The 25,272-nt window shown below is 35.9% G+C and carries 15 protein-coding genes; 3 read left to right on the top strand and 12 right to left on the bottom strand.

The genetic code is table 11. The features are described from left to right. Nucleotides 1-23: 23 nt before the first annotated feature. Nucleotides 24-392: a VOC family protein gene (locus tag RNZ46_RS04490; RefSeq protein WP_316984181.1), complete on the top strand. Its 369-nt coding sequence runs from the start codon at nt 24-26 to the stop codon at nt 390-392. Nucleotides 393-561: 169 nt separating this feature from the next. On the opposite strand, the gene RNZ46_RS04495 is transcribed toward RNZ46_RS04490, so the two are convergent. The 10 genes from RNZ46_RS04495 to RNZ46_RS04540 form a co-directional block, all read right to left on the bottom strand. Next, complete coding sequence (locus RNZ46_RS04495) at nt 562-4,596, bottom strand: non-ribosomal peptide synthetase (RefSeq protein ID WP_316984182.1); 4,035 nt, start codon at nt 4,594-4,596, stop codon at nt 562-564. 126 nt (nt 4,597-4,722) lie between these two features. After that, on the bottom strand, nt 4,723-11,319 hold the full coding sequence (locus tag RNZ46_RS04500) for a polyketide synthase (protein ID WP_316984183.1): 6,597 nt from the start codon (nt 11,317-11,319) through the stop codon (nt 4,723-4,725). Nucleotides 11,320-11,614: 295 nt separating this feature from the next. Then, entirely contained in the window at nt 11,615-12,469 is an 855-nt protein-coding gene (locus RNZ46_RS04505; RefSeq protein WP_316984184.1) for a class I SAM-dependent methyltransferase, read from the bottom strand. Nucleotides 12,470-12,682: 213 nt separating this feature from the next. Further along, nucleotides 12,683-13,525 carry a pseudouridine synthase gene (locus RNZ46_RS04510; protein ID WP_316984185.1) on the bottom strand — a complete coding sequence of 281 codons (843 nt, stop codon included), beginning with the start codon at nt 13,523-13,525 and terminating at the stop codon, nt 12,683-12,685. A 65-nt stretch (nt 13,526-13,590) separates the two neighbouring features. Further along, nucleotides 13,591-14,493, bottom strand: a complete 903-nt coding sequence (locus tag RNZ46_RS04515) for a geranylgeranylglycerol-phosphate geranylgeranyltransferase (protein ID WP_316984186.1) — start codon at nt 14,491-14,493, stop codon at nt 13,591-13,593. A gap of 53 nt (nt 14,494-14,546) precedes the next feature. Further along, complete coding sequence (locus tag RNZ46_RS04520) at nt 14,547-15,476, bottom strand: mevalonate kinase family protein (RefSeq protein ID WP_316984187.1); 930 nt, start codon at nt 15,474-15,476, stop codon at nt 14,547-14,549. A gap of 37 nt (nt 15,477-15,513) precedes the next feature. Further along, the gene (locus RNZ46_RS04525) at nt 15,514-15,861 is read right to left on the bottom strand and encodes a four helix bundle protein (RefSeq protein ID WP_316984188.1); all 348 of its coding nucleotides are present in this window, start codon (nt 15,859-15,861) and stop codon (nt 15,514-15,516) included. Between the two features lie 62 nt (nt 15,862-15,923). Beyond that, nucleotides 15,924-17,006, bottom strand: coding sequence for a diphosphomevalonate decarboxylase (mvaD, locus tag RNZ46_RS04530; RefSeq protein ID WP_316984189.1), 1,083 nt, complete (start codon nt 17,004-17,006; stop codon nt 15,924-15,926). Between the two features lie 3 nt (nt 17,007-17,009). Beyond that, nucleotides 17,010-17,546 (bottom strand): DUF1697 domain-containing protein, encoded by a 537-nt coding sequence (locus RNZ46_RS04535; protein WP_316984190.1) that lies wholly within the window; start codon nt 17,544-17,546, stop codon nt 17,010-17,012. Further along, nucleotides 17,547-18,758, bottom strand: coding sequence for a BaiN/RdsA family NAD(P)/FAD-dependent oxidoreductase (locus RNZ46_RS04540; protein WP_316984191.1), 1,212 nt, complete (start codon nt 18,756-18,758; stop codon nt 17,547-17,549). Between the two features lie 72 nt (nt 18,759-18,830). On the opposite strand from RNZ46_RS04540, the gene RNZ46_RS04545 reads away from it, so the two are divergent. After that, nucleotides 18,831-19,433 (top strand): DUF2652 domain-containing protein, encoded by a 603-nt coding sequence (locus tag RNZ46_RS04545; RefSeq protein ID WP_316984192.1) that lies wholly within the window; start codon nt 18,831-18,833, stop codon nt 19,431-19,433. A gap of 11 nt (nt 19,434-19,444) precedes the next feature. Beyond that, a complete protein-coding gene (locus tag RNZ46_RS04550) occupies nt 19,445-20,257 on the top strand; it encodes a hypothetical protein (RefSeq protein WP_316984193.1) in 813 nt (270 codons plus the stop codon). On the opposite strand, the gene RNZ46_RS04555 is transcribed toward RNZ46_RS04550, so the two are convergent. After that, complete coding sequence (locus RNZ46_RS04555; RefSeq protein WP_316984194.1) at nt 20,258-21,541, bottom strand: DUF2254 domain-containing protein; 1,284 nt, start codon at nt 21,539-21,541, stop codon at nt 20,258-20,260. Between the two features lie 2 nt (nt 21,542-21,543). Then, nucleotides 21,544-25,266: a metallophosphoesterase gene (locus RNZ46_RS04560; RefSeq protein WP_316984195.1), complete on the bottom strand. Its 3,723-nt coding sequence runs from the start codon at nt 25,264-25,266 to the stop codon at nt 21,544-21,546. Nucleotides 25,267-25,272 lie beyond the last annotated feature (6 nt).

Below are 25,272 nucleotides of genomic sequence, written 5' to 3' on the forward strand. Positions count from 1 at the left end.
ATAAAACGACAAAATCATTTATAATGAAAACACAAATCAAATCAATCAGACCTTTTATTGGCGCAAAAAACTATACGATTTCAAGACAATTTTATAAAGATTTTGGTTTTGAAGAAATTAAAACCTCAGAGAAGATGTCATATTTTAAATTGGGAGATTTTGGGTTTTACCTGCAAGACGCCCATATAAAAGATTGGATTGACAATACTATGGTTTTCTTAGAAATTGATAACGTAGAAGAACACTTATCCAATCTAAAAAAACGAAATCTGGAAGAAAAATACAATGGGGTAAAAATTTCAGAAATCAATTATAACGACTGGGGAAAAGAATACTTTGTACACGACCCATCGGTTATTCTGTGGCATGTTGGGGCTTTTAAAAAACCTTAAAGCATCTTTAAAATTAATTTTTAAAACTTGTAGAATTGTTTGTGTTTTAAAAATTCCTTTCTTTTCTTCCACTTAATAAATTGGATAAAGATAGTTTATAAAACAATCATTTAAAGACACTTGCCATAGCTTTTCATAAATCAATTCTATTGTTACAAAACAACTTACTTCAATTTTTTTTATCGTTAGTATCTAAAACATGGTTGAGGCTAGTTGCTAATTCTTTATCATGAGGGTGAATTAACATATTGAGATGATTACCGGGTGTTAAATGTCTTCTAACCCCCTTTAAAGCAACTTTTTTCCAGCCGAGATATTTCTTGTCGTGGGCGAAAAAAACATCATTCACAATGGTTTTAAACAAATCAACTTCTATATCCTGCGGGGTTGTACGATAGCGTCGCATGGCTACTCGATGCATCTTACCGAGTCTGGAAGGCCACTTATTGGAGGGTATTTTAATGTTGATAGGTATCAGACTTTGTTTTTCTTTTTCATTATTTTTCTTCAAGCTTATACCAAAAACCTTATTTTTAATCTTTATTATATTTCTCTTATTTATTTTGCCGGTAAAAAACTTAGCTCTATTAAAGAGTAAATACATGATATAAAATGGATGCATAAACCCAAAAACGATTGCTATAAGTATTCTTTTTAAGGTGCCGGTGTAATAAAATCCGGGGTACATATATGTGTCAAAAAGAGCAACTGTTGTTACTTTTTTACCCATAGCTTTAAGTTTTCGAGCCATTTCGAAAGCAATAACACCACCAAACGAATATCCTGCCAGCGCATAAGGTCCGTTTGGATTTGCACTAATAATTTCTGAAACATAGTCTTCCACCATTTCCTCTACAGTGGCATGAGGCTCATCAATTCCGTTTAATCCTTTTGCCTGAAGTCCATAAACAGGTCTATCTTTATCTATTTTTTTAGCCAACCCATGAAATATCAATACATTAAATTCGCCTCCATGTACAATATACAATGGTGTTTTATCCCCATTCGGTTTTATAGGTACTAATGAATGCCAATGCGACTGTTGGTTACCCTTATCGATATACGTTGCCAATTTTTCTATACTCGAATATTCAAATAATGTAGATAGCGGCAAGCGGTTTCCGGTTTGTTTTTCAATGAGCGCCATCACTTTTACGGCTATTAAGGAATGGCCACCAAGCTCAAAAAAATCGCTGTGTATATCTATCGAATCGATCCCCAAGGATTCTTGCCAAATAGCAGCTACTATTTCTTCGGTTTTATTTCGCGGAGCTGTTGTGGTAATTGAAACATTTTTAGTTGACAATGATTCCAACAACTCTTTCCTATCAATTTTACCGTTTAATGTTTTGGGAAATTCATTCAATAGATTAAACTCTTGTGGCACCATGTGAAACGGAAGCTGTTCGGCCAAAGCTTTTTTCCATGCACTGAATTTATCTTTAGGTTCTTCACTTTCTTCGTTTAAAACCACGTTCGCCACAAGCCGATCTGCATTTAACAACACAACGGATGCTTGCACTGTTTCAAGCGCATCAAGTGCGTTTTCAATTTCGCCTAATTCAATTCGATGACCTCTAATTTTTACTTGCTGATCTATCCGACCTAAACATTCTACCTCTCCCGTAGGAAGCAATCTAGCTAAATCTCCAGTCCGATATAACCTAGCATTTCCAGTTGAATCAAATACATTTGTTATAAATTTTTTAGCTGTTAAATCTGGTCGTTTCCAATAGCCATTAGCTAAACCATCTCCCGCGATACATAGCTCGCCAATGGTTCCTGGTGGCATCAAAACACCTTGTTCATTAATAACATATAATTGTGTATTGGCTATAGGATGGCCAATGGCAATTAATTCATCGGTCGCTTTAATTTGCTTTGTAGCAGACCAAATAGTAGTTTCGGTAGGACCGTACACATTCCAAAGTTCGTTTACCTGTTTTAGTATTTTTTTTGCCAATGCCATTGGTAATGCTTCACCTCCGCACAATGCTTTTAACGCCAATGGTTTTTCCCATCCAGAATCTATTAACATTTGCCACGTAGAAGGCGTAGCCTGCAACATCGTTATGTTTTCGTTTTGAAGAACATCGAGCATTAAACGTGTGTCTTTTACGGTTTCATCATCCGCTAACACCAAAGTTGCTCCCTTTATAAGAGGCAAAAACAATTCAAGACCTGCAATATCAAACGATATGGTAGTTATTGAAAGTAATTTATCTGATTCACTAATACCAGGTTCGCGAGCCATACTATACAGAAAATTGACCAAGTTTTTATGCGATATAGTTACCCCTTTTGGGTTTCCTGTTGACCCAGAGGTATAAAGCAAATAAGCTATTTCGGTATTTTCTACTTTTATATTGGTGGGTGTTTTAGGGTGTTTTGATAAATTTGTAAATAAATCTTCTACCGCAAACAAGGTGGAATAACTATTCAAAGAAAGGGAAAGGGCTTTTGTGGTAATCAAAAAATGGGCTTCGGAATCTTTTAACATAAACTCTAAACGCTTTCGCGGATAGTTTGGATCCATTGGCAGATAAGCCGCTCCACATCGCATAATAGCCATGAGCACAATAACAAGCTCGATGGAACGAGGTAGGGAGACACCAACAAAATCAGCTGGTTTCACTCCTTTTTCAATCAGTTGATGAGCTAATTGATTGACCTGTTCTTCTAAATCCTTATAAGAAATTGTTGTTTCTCCAAATTTTATCGCCTGTTTTTTTTGGACTAATTGAGCTTGTTTTCTAAGTATTTCATGAAGAGGCAAATTGGGATATGAACTATTAGTTTTATTCAACTCGTGATAAGCCAAATAATCTGCTCGAACCATATTTGATATGGAATCGCCTGGTTTCTCAATGATTTTAATTAATATACTTTCAAAATCAACCATCATCTGTTTGATGGTTTCTGCCTTAAAGAGCGATGTATTGTAAGACCATTCTAAAACAAATTCATCTTCGGTTCCAGTGGCGTTTAAAAAAATTTCGAAAGTCTCGCATGCTCTTGGGTTGCTTTTAAGCTTATAGGTTAAATCTGTAAAAGCCACATCGTTTGTCATTCCTAAATCAATATTAAAAACAACTGGCACCAAGGGCACTCTTGATGGATCTCTTGCAATGGCAAGTTTTTGAAGCAATTGCCCAAAGCTAAATTGCTGATGTTCGTAAGCATCAAAAAGTTCCGATTTTCGAATTTTTAAATATTCAACAAAGCTAATATTTACGTTTATTTTGCTTCGTAGCGGTAATAGGTTTACACAATGCCCCAACAAGTGGGTTTTACCACATAAAGCCTGCCCCGCAGCTGGTAATCCCACTACTAAATCATTTTTACCGGTTTGCCTATATAAAAACAATTCAAAAGCCGCCATTAAGGTAGCTACAAAACTGGACCCTGCTTTTACACCTGTTTTTTTTAATTCGGTTATAAGTGTTGGATCCACAGAAAAATCAAGACGCTCACTTTTATAGGTTCTTAATTGGGGTCTGGGAAAATCTGTGGGCAAGTTTAACTGTGGAACAGAGGATTTGTATTGCTGTAACCAAAATTCCTCGGTTTTTTTATAGTTATCACTTTTCAAGAATTCTTTTTGTTCATCAGAGAACACCACAAAACTTTCCGGTTGCGGCAAAGCAGCGGTCATATTCTGTACTTTTGCTGAATAAAGACTACCCAGTTCCTGTAGCAAGATACCTATTGACCAACCATCGCATATTATATGATGGGCAGTAATAACCAACTGGTGTTCAAGTTCGTTGGTTTTTATTAATCCTACTTTTATTAATGGGCCTCTAACCAAATCAAAAACATGGTGGGCATCTTTTGATAGGTATTCGGCAATGGTTTCTCTTTTTTTAGAAGCAGTTGACAGTGAAACATCTTGAACGTTAAACTGTATAGGACTGGTTTCCAAAATGCTCATGTAACTTCCGTCGGTACTAAAAACAGCACGAAGTGACTCGTGCCGTTGTACCAGTGTTTGTAGTGCATAACCTAATGCTTCTCTGCGTAAATCACCTTTTAAAATGAGAGAAACGGATTCGTTATAAGCTCTATTTGCATCGCTACCACCCAATTTGCATGCAATCCATATTTCTGACTGTGAAGATGTTGTGTGGATAACTTTTTCAATCTTCGGTCCTGCGAAGGGATTAAAGTTTTCGATTTGATTTAAAACGTTTGGAGGGTTCATCAATTAGAATTCAAAAATATTACAATGTTATCAATGTTTTAAATTTTATTGCCACTTACTAATGTCTTACTTAAAGTTTTCTGATATTAAATTTAAGCGTTTGCAATACGTTATCATCACTTACTATTACAAATTTATTTTTATGAATTTCCCTTCTTTATCAGCATTTGGAACAAACCAAGCTGGATTTCCTAATTCGTCCATACCCAAGCGCGCTCCGGCTACAGGTGGCTTGTTTAAAGTTTCAGTAGAAGATACTTTTTTAATTGTAGCGTTTTTATCTGGTTCAGGTTTTAAAATATCGGCAGAAATGAGCGCATCAATACTGGAAATAAAAGCACTTTGCAATTGGCGTACATCTTCCTCGCTATGAGCGGTGGTAAAAAAACAAGGAAAACCATCCCAAATATGAATGCCTTTTTCCCGCATTACAACGAAAAACAATTCTGAGTAGGGTATGTTTTCTATAAATTTCAATCGCCATAACGAACCAAAATAATTTACTTCCAAAGGTAAATTACGCTTTTTAAACGCGCTATTTAAATACATAGCAAAATTTTGGGTAAGTAGATTGAGTTTGTTTTGAAGCATCTCTCCTTTATCCTTCATGTAAGTTAATGTGGCATTAGCTGCGGCAAGCGCAAGTGGGTGACGTACAAAAGTACCTGCAAAATAAGTAACGCCTACCTCTGGAAAAGAGCTGTCTCCATATTGCCAAAACCCACCATCCAATGCATCCATATGTTTACTGATACCTGCTATAGCTCCAATAGGCATCCCGCCACCAATTACTTTTCCGTAAGTAGCAAGATCTGCCTTTATATCAAACAAGGCTTGTGCACCCCCTGGATGCATTCTAAAACCTGTAATAACTTCATCAAAAATAAGCACTGTTTCCGATGCTTTGGTTATCGCTCTAACCTCCTTAAGAAATTCTATCGGCTGCAACTCGGGCCTTCGGCTTTGTACGGGTTCAACAAGAACTGCCGCCAATTCATGCGAGCGTTCCCGAATAATATCTAAACTTTCGGCAGTGCCATAATCTAAAATCAATATATTTTGCACCGATTGAGAAAGAATACCAGCTGCGGCCGGAAACGTTTTCATCTGTTTTGAACCTCTTACTAGAGATTCATCATTTATGCCATGGTAAGCTCCTGAGAATGCAACAATTAGAGATCGACCTGTAACAGTTCTAGCAATACGCATAGCACCTAAAACGGCTTCTGACCCTGTATTGCAAAGGGCTGCCCGCTCGTGTCCTGTAAATTCACATAGTAGCTGGCAAACTTCTCCCGCCAACGGATGCTGGGGACCGACTTCGTAACCACTTTCTATTTGTTCATGCAAAGCTTTTGTTATAAAGTCGGGCTGATGACCAAAAAGGCATGAGCCAAAACCGTTTAACACATCTAAATATTCGTTATTATCAATATCCCAAAGGCGACTGCCTGAGGATTTTTTAACAACAAGCGGATAAACCAGTTCTTTGGTTAAGGGCTTAAAACCAGAAACTACCCTAGGATCTGCCATGTGTGAGCGATGTTTCTGGGAATACGATTTACTGCCAGCTGTTTTTTTATTGTAACTAAACGTTAGTTTTTCTAAAAATGTTTGCTGATGTGAATTTATTTTTGTGGCTTTTACCTCAATCTTAGGAGATGCCCCAAATGGCTTTTTGTGTACTTTCATGTTGTCTTCTGAAAGTGTTTCAGACAACGCATTGGCTACTGGTTTTGCTTTTTGAGGTATCGGTTGTTGGACTACTGAAGCTTTAGATTGGTTTTCTTTTAACAATTCCAACTGTTGCCCTAATAATTGTAATTGTTGGGCAATCATATCAATTGCAGAACCATTACTCTGAGTAACGGTATTGGGGTTTAACGTGGAAACTGGACCATATGAAGCACCATTTTGATTTGATACATCTGCTAAAGAAGCGGTCGCTAATAGCTCTGACGATAGAGATTCATCTAAATAGTTAGCCAGCAGATTGGGGGTGCTATATTCTCCATTTAATTGCCGAAATGTAATTGGTGTATTAAATTCGTTTTTACAAGTGATTGCCATTTGAGTTAAAACAAGTGAATCAAGACCAAGTTCAAGAAAACTATGGTTGTACTCAGACGATTCTATTTCTACTCCTGATGTATTCAAAACAATATCTGAGATTTTTTCCAGAATCGTCGTTATTCTGTTAGGCTGTTCGACGGTATCCATTTGAATTTGTTTGGTTTCGTGATTATTAAATTCGGTTGAAATATTACTAACTGCGGTTGTTTTAATTGCTGGCGGATCTACCCAACACGGTTTGCGGTCAAATACATAAGCTGGTAAACAAACTTTTTGTCTGGATTGATTTTCATAGAATGATTTCCAATCAGGCTCTATGCCTTTTTGCCAAAGTTGGCCTAAAGCAGTTAATACGGTATGATAAGAATTCTCATTGTCTTTAGGAACTACCAAACTTGCAATTGAAGCTACTGATTTCGTTTTCTTTTTTTGTTGTGATAACGTGGTTAATGCACGACCGGGACCAACTTCCAATAAAACAATATCCTCAAATTCTAGCGCGGTTTCCATCGCATCGGAAAACCGAACCGTGGCCCTTAAATGTTTGGCCCAATATTTAGGGTCAGTCGCTTCGGCATCGCTCAACCAATTACCTGTAACCGTTGAAATAACAGGTACGCAAGGTGTATTTAGCGTTACTTTTTCAACTTCAGTTTCAAAGGTGTCCATAACAGGATCCATCATGGTTGAATGAAAAGCATGACTGGTTAAAAGCAACATGTTGGGAATTTCTTTTTCCTTTAAGGTTTTAGCAAATGCTTCAACAGCTTTGTCCTCCCCAGAAACTACACACAACTGATCGGAATTTACTGCAGCTACCGAAAGTGTTTCTGGAAGCATTTGGGACAAATCATTAAGCGTTATTCTTATGGACAACATACTGCCTCTTGGTAGTTCACTCACCAATTTTCCACGAACGGCTACCAATATCAACGCATCATTCAACGTAAATACTCCAGCCAAATGAGCGGCAACAAATTCACCAATACTATGGCCACAAAGTAAAGAAGGCTGAATGCCCCAATGTATCCAAAGCTGAGACAACGCATATTCTATAGTAAATAAAGCGGGTTGCGTAAATTGAGTGTCCTTTAAACGGCTTTCTGCTTCAATCGAATTATTTTCTGGATAAATGATATGTCGGATATCAAAATTAAACGTATTCAATAATATTTCAGCACATGTATCCACCGCTTCACGAAACACAGCTTCATGTTCATAAAGGGCTTTTCCCATTTGTAAATATTGTGCGCCCTGACCGGGGAAAAGAAATGCCAAATGGTTTGGTGCAATCTTTAGATCCGAAGTCTTTACTGATGCTGTATCGTTAGACAATAATTGGCTAACAGCATGTTCTGCATCCGTTGCCAAAACAAAACTGCGTTGATTAAAGGGAGCCCTGGAGGCACTAAGCGAATAGGCTATATCTGCTAGATTGGTTGCTGTTGAAGATTTTATAAAATTACCTAAAGCAGTTTTATAAGCTACAAGACTGTTTTCCGTTTTTGCAGACCATGTTAAGATTTGCAATGGTTTACCGCCTTCGGGAATTGTTTGTTTTGTTTCAAATTCTTCAACTATAATATGCACATTGGTACCACCTACCCCAAAAGAACTGATGCCTGCGCGACGTTTTCCATTACAATTCCAATCGCTCAGTTTATTATTAACATAAAATGGGCTGTTTTCAAAATCAATAACTGGGTTAGCTTTTTTATAACCTAAAGAGGCTGGAATCTTTTTATTTTTTAATGCCAATATGGTTTTAATAACGCCAGCAACTCCTGCCGCCGCAGTAAGATGCCCCATGTTACTTTTTATGGAACCAATAGCGCAATAGCCCTTAAACGGCTGTTTTCCAAATGCCATTTTCAGACCTTCTATCTCAATGGGATCTCCAACGGGAGTTGCTGTGCCATGTGTTTCAATATAGCTGATTTCTGCTGATTCTATCCTGGCATCAAATAACGCTTTAGCAATAGCACCTGCTTGTCCTTCAACACTTGGTGCGGTGAAGCTTCCTTTATTGCCTCCATCGTTATTAACGCCAACTCCTCTTATAACGCCATAAATAATGTCGCCATTGGCTTTTGCATCTTCTAAATTTTTAAGTAGCACCACACCTGCACCATCACTAAAAATGGTTCCTTTTGCATTTTCATCGAAAGAACGGCAATGACCATCGGGACTCAACATAGAGCCTTCCTGATACAAATGACCGCTATTGATTGGAGCGGTAACACTCGATCCGCCGGCCAAGGCGACATCGCAGCGACCATTTCTAATGGCATCTACGGCTTCGGCTATGGCAAGTAGAGATGTAGAACAAGCTGATTGCACACTTACAGCAGGTCCTTTAAGATTTAAGTGATAAGCTGTTCTTGATGAAACATAATCTTTCTCGTTAACTGTATTGGTTTGAAAATCGCCTATTCTAGCTAATAAATCTTTATTCGGAAGTATATTGTTTTTGTAATACGTATTTGTTCCTGTGCCCGCATACACACCAATATTTCCGCTATAATGCTCGGGAAGATGCCCTGCTTGTTCCAGTGCTTCCCATGCAATTTCCAAGAATAAGCGTTGCTGAGGGTCCATAGCTTCCGCTACTTTTGGATTGAGTCCAAAAAACGCAGCATCAAATGTTTTAGCTACTGGTACTACGCCACGGGCTCTAACATAAAGCGGGTCGTTGCGAAGGCACTCTGGAATAAACGGGTCGAGTTCTTCTGGTGTGAAAAATGAAATGGTTTCCTTCCCTGCTCTTAAAACTTCCCAAAGTTCTTCAATGGAATTTGCCCCGGGAAACCTTAATGCCATTCCAATTACAGCCACATCAGAAGATGGATTTTTTCTTTTTGCAGCGATTTTTGATTTTGTTTTCGTCGTTTTCCGTGGTTCTAAATAATTAGATAGTTCTGAAATAGTGGGATGCTGATAAAGCTTTATTATAGGTGTGTTATAATTATATTTTTGCCGCAGTATGGCAACGGTTTTTTGAGCTAATAATGACGTGCCGCCCATTTCAAAAAAATTATCTAAAATCCCAATTTTTGGTATCCGTAGTATGTTAGACCATGTTTGGGCTATGTTTTTCTGTATATCAGTAGCTGGTTTTTTGAACAATGGGGCAGAACTGGGTCTTTTATATTTGGGAAATGGTAGCGCTTTTTTGTCGATTTTCCCACTTGAAGTTTTGGCAAAGTCTTTTACCCAAACATAATGCGTGGGTAACATGTATTCTGGAAGAACTGAAGCGGCTTGTTCTTTAAATCCCGTGACATCTTGAGAAGCATTGGATTGTAAATAAGCTATTAATTGTGCTTGTTCTGACAAATAATTACTTGCCACTACTACCGCTTGTTGGATATTAGGCAATTTATTTAGAGCCAACTCCACTTCTGCAAGTTCTATTCTATGTCCTCTAATTTTTACCTGGTCATCTTCACGACCAAGAAACTCTATGTTGCCATCTGGTAAATAGCGTGCTTTATCACCTGTACGATATATACGGATTCTTTTGGAATCGGGAAGTTTTATAAACAGAAACTTTTCTTTTGTTAGGTTCTCATTTCCCAAATAACCTTCGGCCAAACATAAGCCAGCGATACAAAGTTCGCCTATTTGACCATTTGGAACTATTTGCTGTTTCTTATCAAGAATATATATAGATGTGTTGTCAATAGGCTTTCCAATAGTGGGCAAATCCTCCCAAGTTGTGGGGTTGCCTTTAAGTTTTAATTCGCTAACTACATGGCATTCTGTTGGCCCATATTGGTTATATAGTTTGCAGCTGTTAAGCGCAGCAAAAAAAGCCCGTATTTGAGTGGTGATTTTTAGTTGTTCACCAGCAGTAATAATTTCTTTTAAACTATTTGGGAACAGTTGAATACTTACTGCAGCTTCAGCTAAAGCTTGCAATGCCACAAAAGGGAGGAAAAGCCTATTCACAGCATGTTGCTCGATCAACTTTAAAAGCGCTACCATATCCAATCTTAAATTATCATTTATTAAAACAAGGGAACCACCACTACTTAGGGTTGCCATAATTTCTTGAAATGACACATCGAAACTTAACGGTGCAAATTGTAGCGTTCGTGAACCTCTTTTGGCTTCGGAATTTTTGTTCTGCCAATTAATAAGGTTTACAGTGGCTTGTTGTCCCATGCACACCCCTTTAGGGACACCTGTAGACCCGGAAGTGTAAAGAATGTAAGCGGCATTTTCAGACATGAGTGTCTGTTGCCTAGTATTAATAACCGTTTTTAAATTACCATCCGTCACTGTGCTCAATCCCACCTCTTCCGCTTTCCTCGCTTCATCTTTAGTTGTAAGGCAGACGTTAAGGTTTGAGTTTTTTATAATATTTTGAATTCGGCTTTTGGGATAATTAAAATCGATAGGCAAATAGGCTTTGCCTGCTTTTAAAATAGCCAACATAAATATTAATTGTTCTATACCTCTCGAAGTGGATAATCCAATGATGTACTCGTTATTTGAGTGTTTTAAAATACTGTGATATACTTGTGATACCTTTTCCTCTATTTGCTTGTATGTAAAATGAGTTTGTTCTGATATTACACAGCAATCATCGGGGTATAATTTGGCAGATTGTTCAAAAAGTAAATAAGTAGCGTTGTGCAAGGTCATTCCTCAAGTTAGTTTATAATAATTATACTATAATAACAATGATCATAATTCATCACTATACCGTAAAAACCTAGAGTTCTGTCTAGTTTTTAACATCTATTAATCTAATTTGAGGGACTTAACAGGTTATACAATAGTACAAACTAATTTTTATTTCTATAAAAAATAATAGGTAACATAGCATTTTTTTCGGTTTAACTTAACTCGTTTTATTAGCTTAAATTATGGCATGTACTTTTAAACCCCGTATTCGACACTTCGTAATCTAACTTTACTTACCAATTGTGTTCCGTTATTAATTTTTCGCACCTATAAAACTGATTACATATTCGTTTGAGTGAAAGTCTTTTTGCGATTTATGCCACAGATTAAAACCAGCATTTTCAAATAGTTTTGGGTAATTATGAGAAAAAGAACTTTCGAAACCGTAAATTTTAGAATTTGGATGAGCCTGAAAATCATGCTCAATGCTCTTTGGCTCAATGGCTACAAAAATTATTTTCCCTAAGCCATTCAAATTATTAAAAAGCTGTTGTACGTGTTTTTCTGTAAAATATTCCAACACACCATTAAATGTAAGTACAATCATATTGCTGTGCCCATGATTATTAACCCAATCGAGAGCATCTGAAGCAACAAATTCAAGTTTTGGGTTGTTTTTGTAGTTATCTTTATTGTTATCGGTCTGTACCTGACTTAAATCAATACCGACAAACCGGTCTAATTGTGGGAGTTTTGAGCTTAAATATTCCAGGACCTTTCCGTTCCCAGTTCCAATCTCAACCAAAGTATTGAATTGATTAGGCGTTTTTGTCAACTCTTTTTCAAGAAGGTCGAATATGAATGTGAATTCTGGCAAAACAACATTTTCCAATCTGTTATTGGTTGCCGAAAAAAAGTCGTGACCTTGATTAACCCAGTAGTTGCTATGAAGTCTTGCTAAAGTTTCAACATCTGATTTCCTTTTAGTTTTTTTAAAAATAGCCTCACGCATCAAACATTCAGATATGCTCAAATTATTATTGATTATTAAAGTCATCCCTTTTTTCGATAGCTTTTCTGCCTTTTTAGGAAATAAAAAAACCAACAGTTTACCAATATTAATATATGAAAGTATTTGAGCAATTAAATATTTAATCTTTCTTTTCATTTAGATTAATTTTAGCATCTAATAATGTCTATTTTATAAAGATATAAAAGACTGTGCAATATTTATACCTTAAAATTTACGATAAACAAATAACTTTTGTCATTTCTTAAATTAAGATACTTAATGATGCTAAAAATTATATTATTTAGTGAAGAAGTAAGGGAAGATATTTTAAAAGCGTAATAGGTTAGCAGGCAATAAAACAAAGATACCTTAAAGCATCTTTAAAGTATTCAATTCCTGCTCGGTTAAATGTTTCCAATGTCCGCGTGGGATATCTTTTTTAGTGAGATGCCCTATAGCGACACAATCCAAACTGATAATATCATATTTTAAATAGTCGAAAATAGTACGGATAATGCTATTGCCCGTATTTTTAATTTTCAAGCCAATTTCTTTTTTTGATGCTCCATCAATATAACTAACCTCTTCAACGGCAATCAATTTTCCTTGAACTTTAAATCCTTCTTGTATTTTTTTAAAGTCTTCAAATTTTAAGTTTTTATCCAATTCAATGTGAAACAAACGCGCCACACCGTTTTTAGAATTTGTGAATTTATCTACAATAACATCATCGTTTGTAAACAATAATAACCCTTTGGAGTTTCTGCCCAAACGGCCAATGGGCTTAATGCGCGAGTTGGTTGCATTGGCCACCAAATCCATAACGGTACGTCCTTTGCCTTCGCTGGTAGTTGTTGCAAATCCTTTAGGTTTGTTAAGCAATACGTAGGCCTTTTTCTCTGGGTTAATACGGGCGCCATCGTAACGTACTTCGTCACCAATTTTAACCTTATAACCCATTTCGGTAATTACTTTGCCGTTTACGGAAACCAATCCTGTGGCAATATGCACATCGGCTTCACGACGCGAACACATGCCCGAATTGGCAACGTATTTATTTAAACGAATCTCGTTAGGATTTGAAGGTTTTTTGGGTTTAGGTTCTGCCTTCTTGAAAGACGCATGCCCTTTACCATCACTTTTTCTGAAGTTCTTTTTAGTACCTTCAGCTTTTGTTTTCCCTTTTCTTTGTCCGCCTTGTTGCTTACTCATCACTTTAATTTTGCTGCAAAGATATAGCTATTATTACGATTGGCGATTTAAGATTAAAAATTTTGTTAAATTCTATGCAACACCAAATCAACATTTATTAACACAATGCTAAAAACACCCGCTAAAATGATGAATTTTAAAATATTATGAAGTATTAAATAGTGTGTTTTCGTTTTAGATTTCCATAGCAGTAACAAAAAACCAAAGAGCAGTGCAATACACAAGTAAAAATAGATGTACATATAGCCAATTTCGAAGTGATTCACCAATAAATATATAGGAATTAAGGTTAAAATAGCCAACACCGTTAGCATGATTTTTGATGCTTTTTCGCCATAAGCGATGGGTATGGTTTTGTAATTTAGAAGTAAATCGCCCTTAATATTTTCCAGGTCTTTTGTAAGCTCTCGCATTGATATGATTAAAAACAAAAACATGGCGTGTACAAAAATGACGGTTTCAAAATTTTTGTAATACATAAAAATGGCAAAAAACGGCGTTATGGTTAAAACTGCCGATGTTAAGTTGCCAATAAACGGGAGTTTTTTTAATTTATGCGAATAAAACCAAATGCCGAAAATATAAACCGAAAAGAACAAAACAGGTTTAAACGACACATAACTCGCCATGATAACCGCCATGAAATTTAAAACAAAATAGAAGGATAGTTTTGTGTTTTGACTTACCAACCTATCGAGTTTTGATTTTTGCGGACGGTTAATTAAATCTTTCTCCGAGTCGTAAAAATTATTAATAATATACCCACCGGCAATCGTAGCAGCCGAAGCAAAAACCAGCATGAGCAAGTTAACATCGAAAAGAACAGTTTTAAGCGGCTTATCGTGTGCCAAAATATAAACGGCCGCTAAGTACTGCGCAATCACAATAATTAAGATATTGTAACCGCGAACTACAGAAAACATGCTGAAAAATTTAAGCAAAATATGTTTCTGTCTTCTGGATAACATTTGGAAAAATTTGAAGGGATTCTGAAACAACTTCAGAATAACAACATTAGTATTTAGAAGTTATAAACCACCTCTAACTTATAATCCTTTAAAGACTGTTTGGCAACATCAATATTCTCGGTAAAGCCTAAAATATAACCACCACCGCCAGAGCCGCAAAGTTTTAAGTAGTACTCGTTAGTTTCAATACCCTTTTTCCAAAGTTCGTGGAATTGCTTAGGTATCATGGGTTTAAAATGATTTAAAACCACTTTTGATAATTGTTTGGTATTGCTAAACAACGATTTAATATCACCCTTTAAGAAATCGTCAACACAAGCATCGGTATGCTTAACAAACTGGTCCTTAATCATTTTTCTGAAACCTTCTTGTTTCATGTTTTCCATAAAAATACTAACCATTGGGGCTGTTTCTCCAATAATGCCGCTATCTAATAAAAACACGGCGTTTTTACCTTCGGTTTTTTGTGATGGAATACCAGTGGCTTCAATATGATCTTTGGAATTGATTAAAATAGGAATGCTTAAATAGCTGTTTAAAGGGTCTAAACCTGAAGATTTTCCGTGGAAAAAAGATTCCATTGCCGAAAAAATCGATTTTAATTTTAGTAATTTTTCTCTAGTTAAATTCTCTAAAACCGTAATTTTATCTTGGGCGTATTTATCGTAAATGGCAGCAACCAAAGCACCACTACTTCCCACACCGTAACCCTGCGGGATGGAAGAATCGAAATACATGCCTTCATCAACATGTTTTTTTAACGTTTCAATATCAAAGGTTACCAGTTCCTCATCAATTGCCTTTAAATAGTCAACAAAACCCTTTAGGCTTTTATTGGACTTTACAGCCTCTTCAGAAGGGTTTTCATCCATCTTTAAAGCGCCGTTATAAAAATTATATGGAATTGATAAGCCCTTGGAATCTTTAATGATTCCGTACTCTCCGAAGAGCAATATTTTTGAGTAAAAGAGTGGTCCTTTCATAAAACTAATTAAAAATTAACATTGAAAAATTAAAAAGTTATTGCTTTGATGATTTTACAATACTTACTAATAGTTTCAACATTTCGGTTGATTTGGGTTTAAATGTACCAAATTCTTCTTTATCAATAAACTCTGTCGCATAAAGTAAATCTAACCAATAATCGGTTTCATTTGCCTCTTTGAGACTTATAGACATTTTACTTGTAAAATCTAGTTTACTTTGTGTAAATTCCGCTTCTCTTACGTTTGCCCCTATTGAAGTTCCAGATTTTAACAATTGTCTGGACATAACATATTCTTTTTTATGGTATGTCAAATTCTTGTATAAATTTACAATATCTACTGCAAAATTAAAGCTTTTATCTTTAATAATATTCTGTTTCATAATGTATTGAGTTAAAAATTTTAATAAACATACATTTTTAATTCTTCATTACTAACTGTTAATTATAAATTAATTTCAGCTCCAAATCCAATTTTATCGTTAATATACTCACCTTTTTGACAAAACACAACCAACTCATTTTTAATGAATTCTAACACATTTTCGGCTTCATTCTCAGGGTATAAAACATGCACATTGGCTCCTGCATCTAAAGTGAAACAAATATTTGAATCTGTTTTTTGCCTAAAACCCCAAATTTTATTGATGATTTCCAAAGTGTTTGGTTTCATTAATATAAAATACGGCATGCTAGTCATCATCATTGCGTGTAGCGTTAAGGCTTCGCTTTCAACAATTTCAATAAACGTTTTTATATCTCCTGTTTTAAATACGTTTATTAAAGTTGAAAGGTTTTCGTGCGCCTGTTTAAAGCGTTTTTTTGCGAACGGATGGTCGTGCATTAAATTATGCCCAACCGTACTGCTTACTTGCTTTTCGCCTTTATCGACAAGCAAAATAGTATCCTTGTAATTTTTAAAATTTTGATGCACTTCAAAAGGATATTTTACACCAAACAAATCGGAACTTCCTTCTATTTGATCATGTTTTCCCCATACCACCAAATCACCTTCCAGACTTCGGCAGGCACTACCTGAACCCAATCGAGCCAAAAATGATGCCTTTTGGATAAAATGTTCATTCGTGATTTCCGGAACTAAGGCTTGTTCAATACTCATTAAGCAAAGCGCCAAAGCGCTCATGCCCGAAGCCGATGATGCAATTCCTGAGCTGTGTGGAAATGTATTTGCGGTTTCTATTTTAAAGTGATAATCTTTTAAAAAGGGTAAATATTTTTCTATTCGATTAAAAAACGTTTCGATTTTCGGTTTAAAATCATCTTTCTTCTCATCATCTAAAAACACATCAAAAGAAAACTCATCATCGTTTTCTTTTTTAGAAAAGCTGAGTTTAGTGGTCGTTTTACAATGGTTTAACGTAAAACTTATGGATGGATTTGCTGGAATTTGGTTTTCTTTTTTTCCCCAATATTTTACCAAGGCGATATTACTTGGCGACGACCACGTATAGCTCCCTTTTTCTGCTGAATTTTTATAAGCTTTTGGAATAAAATGTTTTTCTGTCATTTATTATTTTTCTGCTGACAAAGATAATAACTTTACCATTGTATTATAATTTCTTGCTGTTGCTACCGTTTTTAGTTTTCGCTCGAAATAATTGATGTTGAATTTTGCCCTACCGTAACCTGTCGCGCAGTAAAAATAAATGCAGTCATTTAAAATAAAATATTCTTCGCCTTCATATACTTTTTCTGAAGCTAATTTTACCAAATCTTTTGGCGGCGAATTATGTAAAATGGCAAAATAGCTTGCTTGCTTTTTTTCTTTTTGAAACGGGCAAGCATCAAAAATACGTTTTAAATCGGCCCTGGTTTTTACTAAAACGGACACGTTGAACCCGAAGTGGCTGTCTATCGCTTTTTGAATCTGCCTTTCTAGGTTTAGAATATTTTTTTCTGAAGATCGAAATATTACGTTTCCACTTTGAATGTAGGTCTGTACATTTTCAAAACCAGATTTGGTAAGCAATTCACGCAGTTCTGCCATGGGCACTTTTTTATGCCCGCCAACGTTAATGCCTTTTAATAATGCAATATAAGTGCTCATTTATTTAGAAATAGATTTTGCCGCAATAAATGCTCCCGTCCACGCATTTTGAAAATTAAAGCCGCCCGTTACGGCATCAATATTTAAAACCTCGCCTGCAAAATAAAGATTTTTATGCAACTTACTTTCAAAGGTTTTAAAGTTGATTTCTTTCAAATCTATACCTCCTGCGGTTACAAACTCTTCTTTAAAAGTACTTTTTCCGTCTACTTTAAAAATGGCTTTGGTTAACTGCAAAACCAAAGCTTCCATTTGAGTTTTATTCAAATCAGCCCAAGTTGTTGTTTCTAAAATATCTGCTGCCAAAACCAATTGTCGCCATAAGCGTTTTGGCAAATCGAATTGCGAAAATTTAAATACGGTTTTTTTGTTTAATGCTTGTTTTAGGGCTTTTAAATTATTCAAACAATCATCAAAAGATTGTTTGATAAAATTAATTTCTATCGAGAATTTATAGCCGCGTTTTGCCAATTCTATAGCGCCATAAGCCGACAGTTTTAGAATAGCAGGCGCACTCATGCCAACATGGGTAATAAGCAGTGGCCCTTCGGATTCTAAACGAGATCCTAGCACTTTTATTGCTACATTTTGGGCTACCACACCGGGGATATCCTTGATGCGACTATCTTTAATGTTAAATGTAAATAACGAAGGGACGGGTTGGGAAATAGTATGATTCAAACCTTCCAATAATTTCCAGATTTTAGGATTGCTCCCTGTGGCTATCAATAATTTTTCAGCAAAAAACGAACCTTGATTCGTGTCTAATTGCCAAACGTTTTCTGTTTTTTTAATTGACTTTACGGCATGATTATACAACACCTCAACCTTATTTTTTTTGACTTCGTTTAAAAAACAATCAATAATGGTTTGCGACGAATCGGTAACCGGAAATATTCTTCCGTCCTCTTCAATTTTCAAATTTACGCCTCGTTTTTCAAACCATGCCATGGTATCGCCTGTCATAAATTTATGAAAAGGCCCGAGCAATTCCTTTTCGCCCCTCGGGTAATATTGCACCAATTCATTTGGAATAAATTCAGCATGCGTTACATTACAACGTCCACCACCAGAAATTTTAACCTTTTGCAACCCCTCTTTTCCGCGCTCTAAAATAGCAACTTTTAAATTTGGATTCTGTTCGGCAATATTTATACCGGCAAAAAAACCCGCAGCGCCACCGCCAATAATTATAACGTTAAATTGTTTCATATTTAAACGCGAAATTAATATTATTATCTACTCTAATTATTATTTTTTAATTATTTAGCTAACTTTGATGCTATGGAAAAAGAACCCACACTTATTTGTATTCCCGATATTAGTGGTTTTACGCAGTTTATGAGTGAGGTTGATTTTGAGATGAGCAGTAAAATAATTCCTTCGTTGCTTAATAAAATCATCTATTCCAACGAGATTGGTTTTAAAATATCTGAAATTGAAGGGGACGCCGTATTGTTTTATAGAACAGGCGATTTGCCTCCTTTTAAAACGCTTATTGAACAGTGTAAACTTTTTTACACCGATTTTTACAATCAAATGGATGTACTCATAGCCGAGAACAGCCATAAACTCAAAAGCCATATCATTCCAAAAATATTAGGTTTAAAAATTGTACTGCATTTTGGCGTAGACATTGGCAAAACCCAAGTTGGAAACAACATTAAACTCATTGGCGAGGATATAATTATAGCCCACAGATTACTTAAAAACAGTATAGAAAGTGACGAATATTTAATGATTTCTGAAGGAGTGCTAAACCAATATAAAAACCATGATTTAAAAAAAGAGACTTTTTGGACCTCCTTAAAATCAGGCCATGATAATTACGAGCATATTGGACAAGTAAACTATAGTTACTTTGAATTAAACCCTTTAAAAGAATAAAAACGAACTAAATGACGACAACATCTTTTTATATTAAAACTATAATTTTAGGCTTTTTGTTTTACTCGTGTAGCACGGGAAACCTAGAAGTGGTTGCCAATATGGATGCCCAATTGCAAGAAGCCTCGGCACTTGAATTAGTAAAAAATGAAAATGTTTTATGGACCATTGAAGACGCCGGAAACCCAAATGTTTTATACCGATTGAACAACGAAGCTAATATTGATAGAAGCATTACCATAACAAACGCGAAAAATGAAGATTGGGAAGATTTAACCTCAGATAAACAAGGCAATATTTATATTGGTGATTTTGGAAACAACAGTAAAAAAAGAGACACGTTTACTATTTACAAAATTTCCAATCCAAAAAAATTAAAAGAAGAAACCTCGGCAGGCATTATTAATTTTACTTTACCCAAGAAGGTGGACTCTGAAGATTTTGAAGCTTTTTTTCTGCACAACAACTATTTTTACATGTTTAGTAAAACTGGTGGCAAAGGCATTTTAATAAAAGTTCCTAACCAAATGGGTACGCACGTGGCGACTTTAATTACCGAATTTAAACTTAAAGGAAAACAAACTAAAATTACCGGAGCCGATATAAGTGCTGATGGTAAAACAGTTGTTTTATTAAACCATGATAAACTTTGGAAGTTAACCAATTTTACTTCGGATAATTTTTTTGATGGCAAATTAGAAGCTTTGGAATTTAAACACGATTCTCAAAAAGAAGGCGTTTGCTTTGTCGATTCTAAATCGGTTTTAATAAACGACGAACGAACCGGGATTGAGGGAGGCAACATTTATGTTTTCGAACTATAGTCAAATCAACTCATTATACAAAAACTCAATGCGTTTTAAATCCGTGCTATTTGAATGGGTTTTTATGGTGTCTTGATAAAGATTTTCAACCTCCTGTAGAATAGGTTTTTTATATTGCTCACTGTATTTTGTTTGGTTTTCCAACAAGTGCTTCAGCATACCAAAAAGCTTTGTAACAATCACAAAATCATGCTTGCAGTACGTGCGTAAAGCTGCCATAACGCTATATAACAACTCGCTAAAAGTTACTGTTCCAATTTTAACAATAGGCATATTTTCATAAAAATAGCAACTCCTATCGTTTTTATGCATTCTTAACAAAAACAAATCCGTTAAATAATCAATAGCATTAATGGCCGTCCCCGGATCGTTAATTCCTGGCGACATGGCTTTTAAGGCTATTTCGGTAATTTGTTTAAAAGCAAGCACGTAATTATCTTCAATAAGTTCACTTTTAGAATAAAGAAACGAAGCTGCAATTTGCTTCACAAAATCTTCATCTAAATCTATACTGTATTTTACTATTGGAGCGCCTTTTAAAACATAGGTACCTTTAACTGGAATAACTTCTATTTTACATTGGTTTTCTTTGGCAATATTGATTAAGTTATTTGAGCTCAAATCTTGAAAATATCCCGATTTATGCGATTTCAAAACCTGCCAGTTTGAAGTATCCGGAAAATCTGTTTTAGACTCTTTTTCGGCATCAATGAGCGTCTCCAATCGGGTAATTGCCGTTGAAAAAATTTTATCTAAAATATTGTTAACCTGAATAGCTTGCGAAATGGAATGAATAAAATAGATGAACGCGCCTAAACAAACCGTCATAAAAACAATAGCCAGCAAAACCGAAAACCCCGGGAGCTGATATTCATTCCCGTTAGGCTCAATTGCGACAAGTGTAAAAATGCTATATAATATAGATGAAATATAAATTCCTAAAATAACTTGATGCCTTCGATTGGAAATTAATCCAGGGAGCACTCTCGGAGAAAAATTACTTGAGGCTTGGTTTAGTAAAATCATTACCAAGGAAAAACTAAATACCATTATAGATATGAGTCCCGCAACAAACGTGGTTAAGAGGCTTCTAGCCGTTTCAGTATCGTTAACCACCAATAGTGGCGCGTGTTCAATCAAGTAGGATGAGATTCCGAGGCTTTCCAAATAGTACATTATAAATGCAAAAAATAAGCCTCCAAGACTCATTAATGTCGGGTAAAATGCAATCTTACTTTCAAGTTTTACAAGGTAGTTTATAACATTGTATAAATAGTTTTTCATGTTTAAAAATTTAAACCAAACCCAAACGAAAACCTAAATCCTTCTGTGCTATTAAAAAAGTTAAAAGTTCCGGATAAGCTTTCTGCTGCGGTTACCCAAAATCCGCCGCCATAATCGTTATGCCATTTGTCTGAGTCCTCATTTTTCAACCAAACACGACCCACATCAGCGCCACCAAACACGCCTATTTGCAAGGGCAAAACACTAGTTTTAAACGAAGGAAAACTATACCTTAAATCGGCATTACCAACCAACGAGTTTTTTCCGGTAAAACGTTCGGTTCTAAAACCTCTTAAGCCATTGTTACCGCCAATATTTGAAGCCTGATAAAACACCAAGTCGTCACCTACTCTAATTTGTGTTCTCACATCGGTTTTAAGCACTAATTTTCTGTTTTTTGAAAGCGAGTTATAAAACCCAAGATTTGAGTTTATATAACCATAGGTGTTTTTGGTATCTTTAAATTCTGTTTTTCCTCCTATATTTAAAAGAAAAGTCATGCCCCGTGTTGGGTTTATGGCATTATCAAAACTCTTGTATTTGTACTCTGCTTCTAAACCTCCAAAAAAGCGTCTTTTATAAAAATCGGTGTTTATGATGGGAGCAAAATTAGAGATGAAACGATTTGGAGTTTCATCAATTTTAATAGCTTCAAAAAGGGCTCTAAAGCCATAATCACTACCAAAACTACCTTTTTTAACAATACCTATTTTAGTACCAATAATACTGGTTTTAACTCGGTTGTAATCTAAATCATCATTATTATTGTTGGTGGTTTCGTTTCCGTAGCCAAAAAAGTTATTCGTAAAATTTTCTGTTGTAAATTTTCCGGCCACATGCAAGTTCCAATCCTGAAAAATATTGGCAAACTCACCGTCGTATTGAAGGGCAAATCCATTGGTTGCAAAAAAATAGCCGCCTTTAAATCGATGCTGTTGCGAAAACGGATTTCGCTGAAAACCTTTTATGGTTTTGGCATAAGATACACCCAACTGAAAACCATCGTCCGGATTAAAACCAATAGCCGGTGTTATGACACTGGACTTGGTTATGTTTTTATTAAAATCAAAAAGGTTTAAATTATACACATCTGTAAATTTAATTTCACCACCTTTCTGTTCTTTTACCGTATTGGGTTTTGATTTGTGGTCGTAAACTTTAATGCGCCGTCCGTTTTTTATAATGTACGTGTCGTTTTCCTGCCCACCAATTAGCCTTGTGTATATTAAGTTATTGGCTTTTCCAGTAACTTCAAAAACATCTTTATCATCCAATCCGTAAATCCAAATTTCTTTAGTAATGGCTCTATCAAATGTTTTATCGACTAATACATCTGCTTTTTCACCACCTTTAATTCGCGATATTTTTACATGCGTTTTGTTATACCCTGTTCGCGTTACCTCAATATAATCGTCTTTATCAGTTCCTGTTAAAATTACCAACTCGTTTAAATGATCATAATATCGGTTGGCGATATCTTGTAAGTTGCCTCGCCTGCCTTTCAGTTTTTGTTTAATATCTTCGAGTGTTTCGTCTTGAACGGCTTCGGGCACTTTTGAAAAAGCAACATCAATAAGTTCGTCGGTAATTTGTTCTTGCAAAAATTTTGCCTGCTCCAGCCATTTTTCTCTATCAGCTTGTTGTATAAGCACACGGTCTAATTTAATGCCCGCTGCATTCATCCAACCAATGTCCTCTAAGGTTTCATCGTACACTTGAAGCTGTTTGGTTGAACCTGAAATTATTTTCATTACATCGAGCAAAGCGCCATCAAAATTCGAAAACACTTGGTCTCTATCTCTTGGAATTGGCCTATAATATTTGTCGCCATTTTCCATATCAAATTGTGCCCAACGCCATTGGTCTTGGTGTCTGTCCCAATCACCAATTAACATATCAAAAAGGCGCGCTCTTACAAAGGCATTTTCGTCTATTTTATATTTTTCGTCTTTACGCACTTTTTCTATAATATCGTGGGTACTTTCAATATCATCGGCGTAACCAAAGTTTCTTTCGCCCGAATAATTATCTTCAGGACGTTCTTCAATCATATACAATTCGCCTCCATATTCATCATTGTAATCGCCTAAAGCTTTGTGTTTTGGAATAAAGTATAATTTTGGATTGGGATGATAAATCTTAGCTGCATTAGACAAATCTGGTACCACAGCGAAGGCATACGGATGTGCCGCCGTGTAAAAGTCTAAAATAAGCTCTTCAACTTCGGTTTTTTCAAACTCATCTTGAATGTAAGTATCCTTAAACAGTACGGTTTGCAAATATTGTGTAGCACTTTTACGGAGCGCTCTCATGTTAAGCTCTCTGCCATCTTTTGTTTTTAAACGCAGGGAACGTGTTTGGTGGCCACCGCCTTTTCTAACCACTTCCAAACCACCATAAAGCGTATCTAAAGTCGCCACTTTAGCTTTAATTTTTGTGCTGTAAATATCTCTGTAATGGTCGCCCCACACCGATTCGAAAAAACCTGTTTTATCGGTTTCTTCTTTGGAATAAATAGACACCTCAACTTCTTGCGGAAAGGTTTCTGGTAAACTGGACACATCAAAACCTTGCTTCGCCTGAATCGCTTCCTTTTGAAACAGCAATTTTGCCTGCCCGTTTACTTCGCCATAAATTCTAACCCAACCGCTTCCATCTTTAAAAACCACAAATTCTGCAAAACCTTGTTTCCCATAAGAAAACAAACCGTTTTTACCCAATGCCGCCGCCGATTTTTTGGAGCCAGAACCGGAAACAATCTGCTTTATAGCCTCGTTTTCTATGTATTGCATGGTGTGCTCATGGCCCGACACAAAAATTACGTTGTCTGCATCTAAAGTCATGGTTTCCAATCTGCTCATGAGTTTATGATAGCGCTCGTTATAGCGGTCTTGGATAGACACGCCACCTTGCGTTCTTACCTGTGCTAATAAAGATGAAATAATGGGAAGCGGAATCTTTTTTTGAGTGGGATATATGTGCTTTGACGCTGCGTAGAAGCCACCGTGGATACCGTTGGTGTACATGGGATGATGCATGGCAAATACCACCGTTTTGTTTTGCGCTTTTTTAAGTTCGCCCTCTACTTCTTCAAACAAACGTTGTCTGGTTTTAATTTCGCATTCATCGTTTATAGTTGGGTTATGGTTCCAATTTTCTAAATACCACTGCGTATCAATAATGATTAACTGGATGGTTTCACCAACATCAATACTTTCAAGCGGACAACCATTTTCTGGTAAAAAAGTATCTTTTCCTAAGGCATCTTCAATATATTTTTCTTGGCGCTTTAATCCTTTTAATCCGTTGGAATACCAATCGTGATTTCCGGGAATAAAGACCACTTCGCCCTTAAAGTCAGCAACAGCTTCTAGTTGTGCGTTTAATCCGTTTTCAGCCTTTTTTCGACCCTTATGGTTTTTTGAAGGCAAACCTGACGGATAAATATTATCACCAAGAAAAAGCGTGTAATCCCCTTTTGTGTCTTTGTTCTCGATGTGACTTTTATAAGCCTTTAAGCCTTTTGAAAGCGCTCCATAAGGCGACCAACCGGCATCGCCAATTAAGTAAAAGGTTCTATCTATTTCTTTGTTGGGGAATTGATTTTGATTCAACTCATTATTAGCATATTGTGCTTTATGGGTTGCACATGCGCTAAATAATAAGACTAGTAATAAGTTGGTGATTGCTTTATATGGAAACTTCATTAATTTGTTTTTATTCATTTTTAA

Source organism: Hwangdonia lutea, assembly GCF_032814565.1.
Lineage (GTDB): Bacteria > Bacteroidota > Bacteroidia > Flavobacteriales > Flavobacteriaceae > Hwangdonia > Hwangdonia lutea.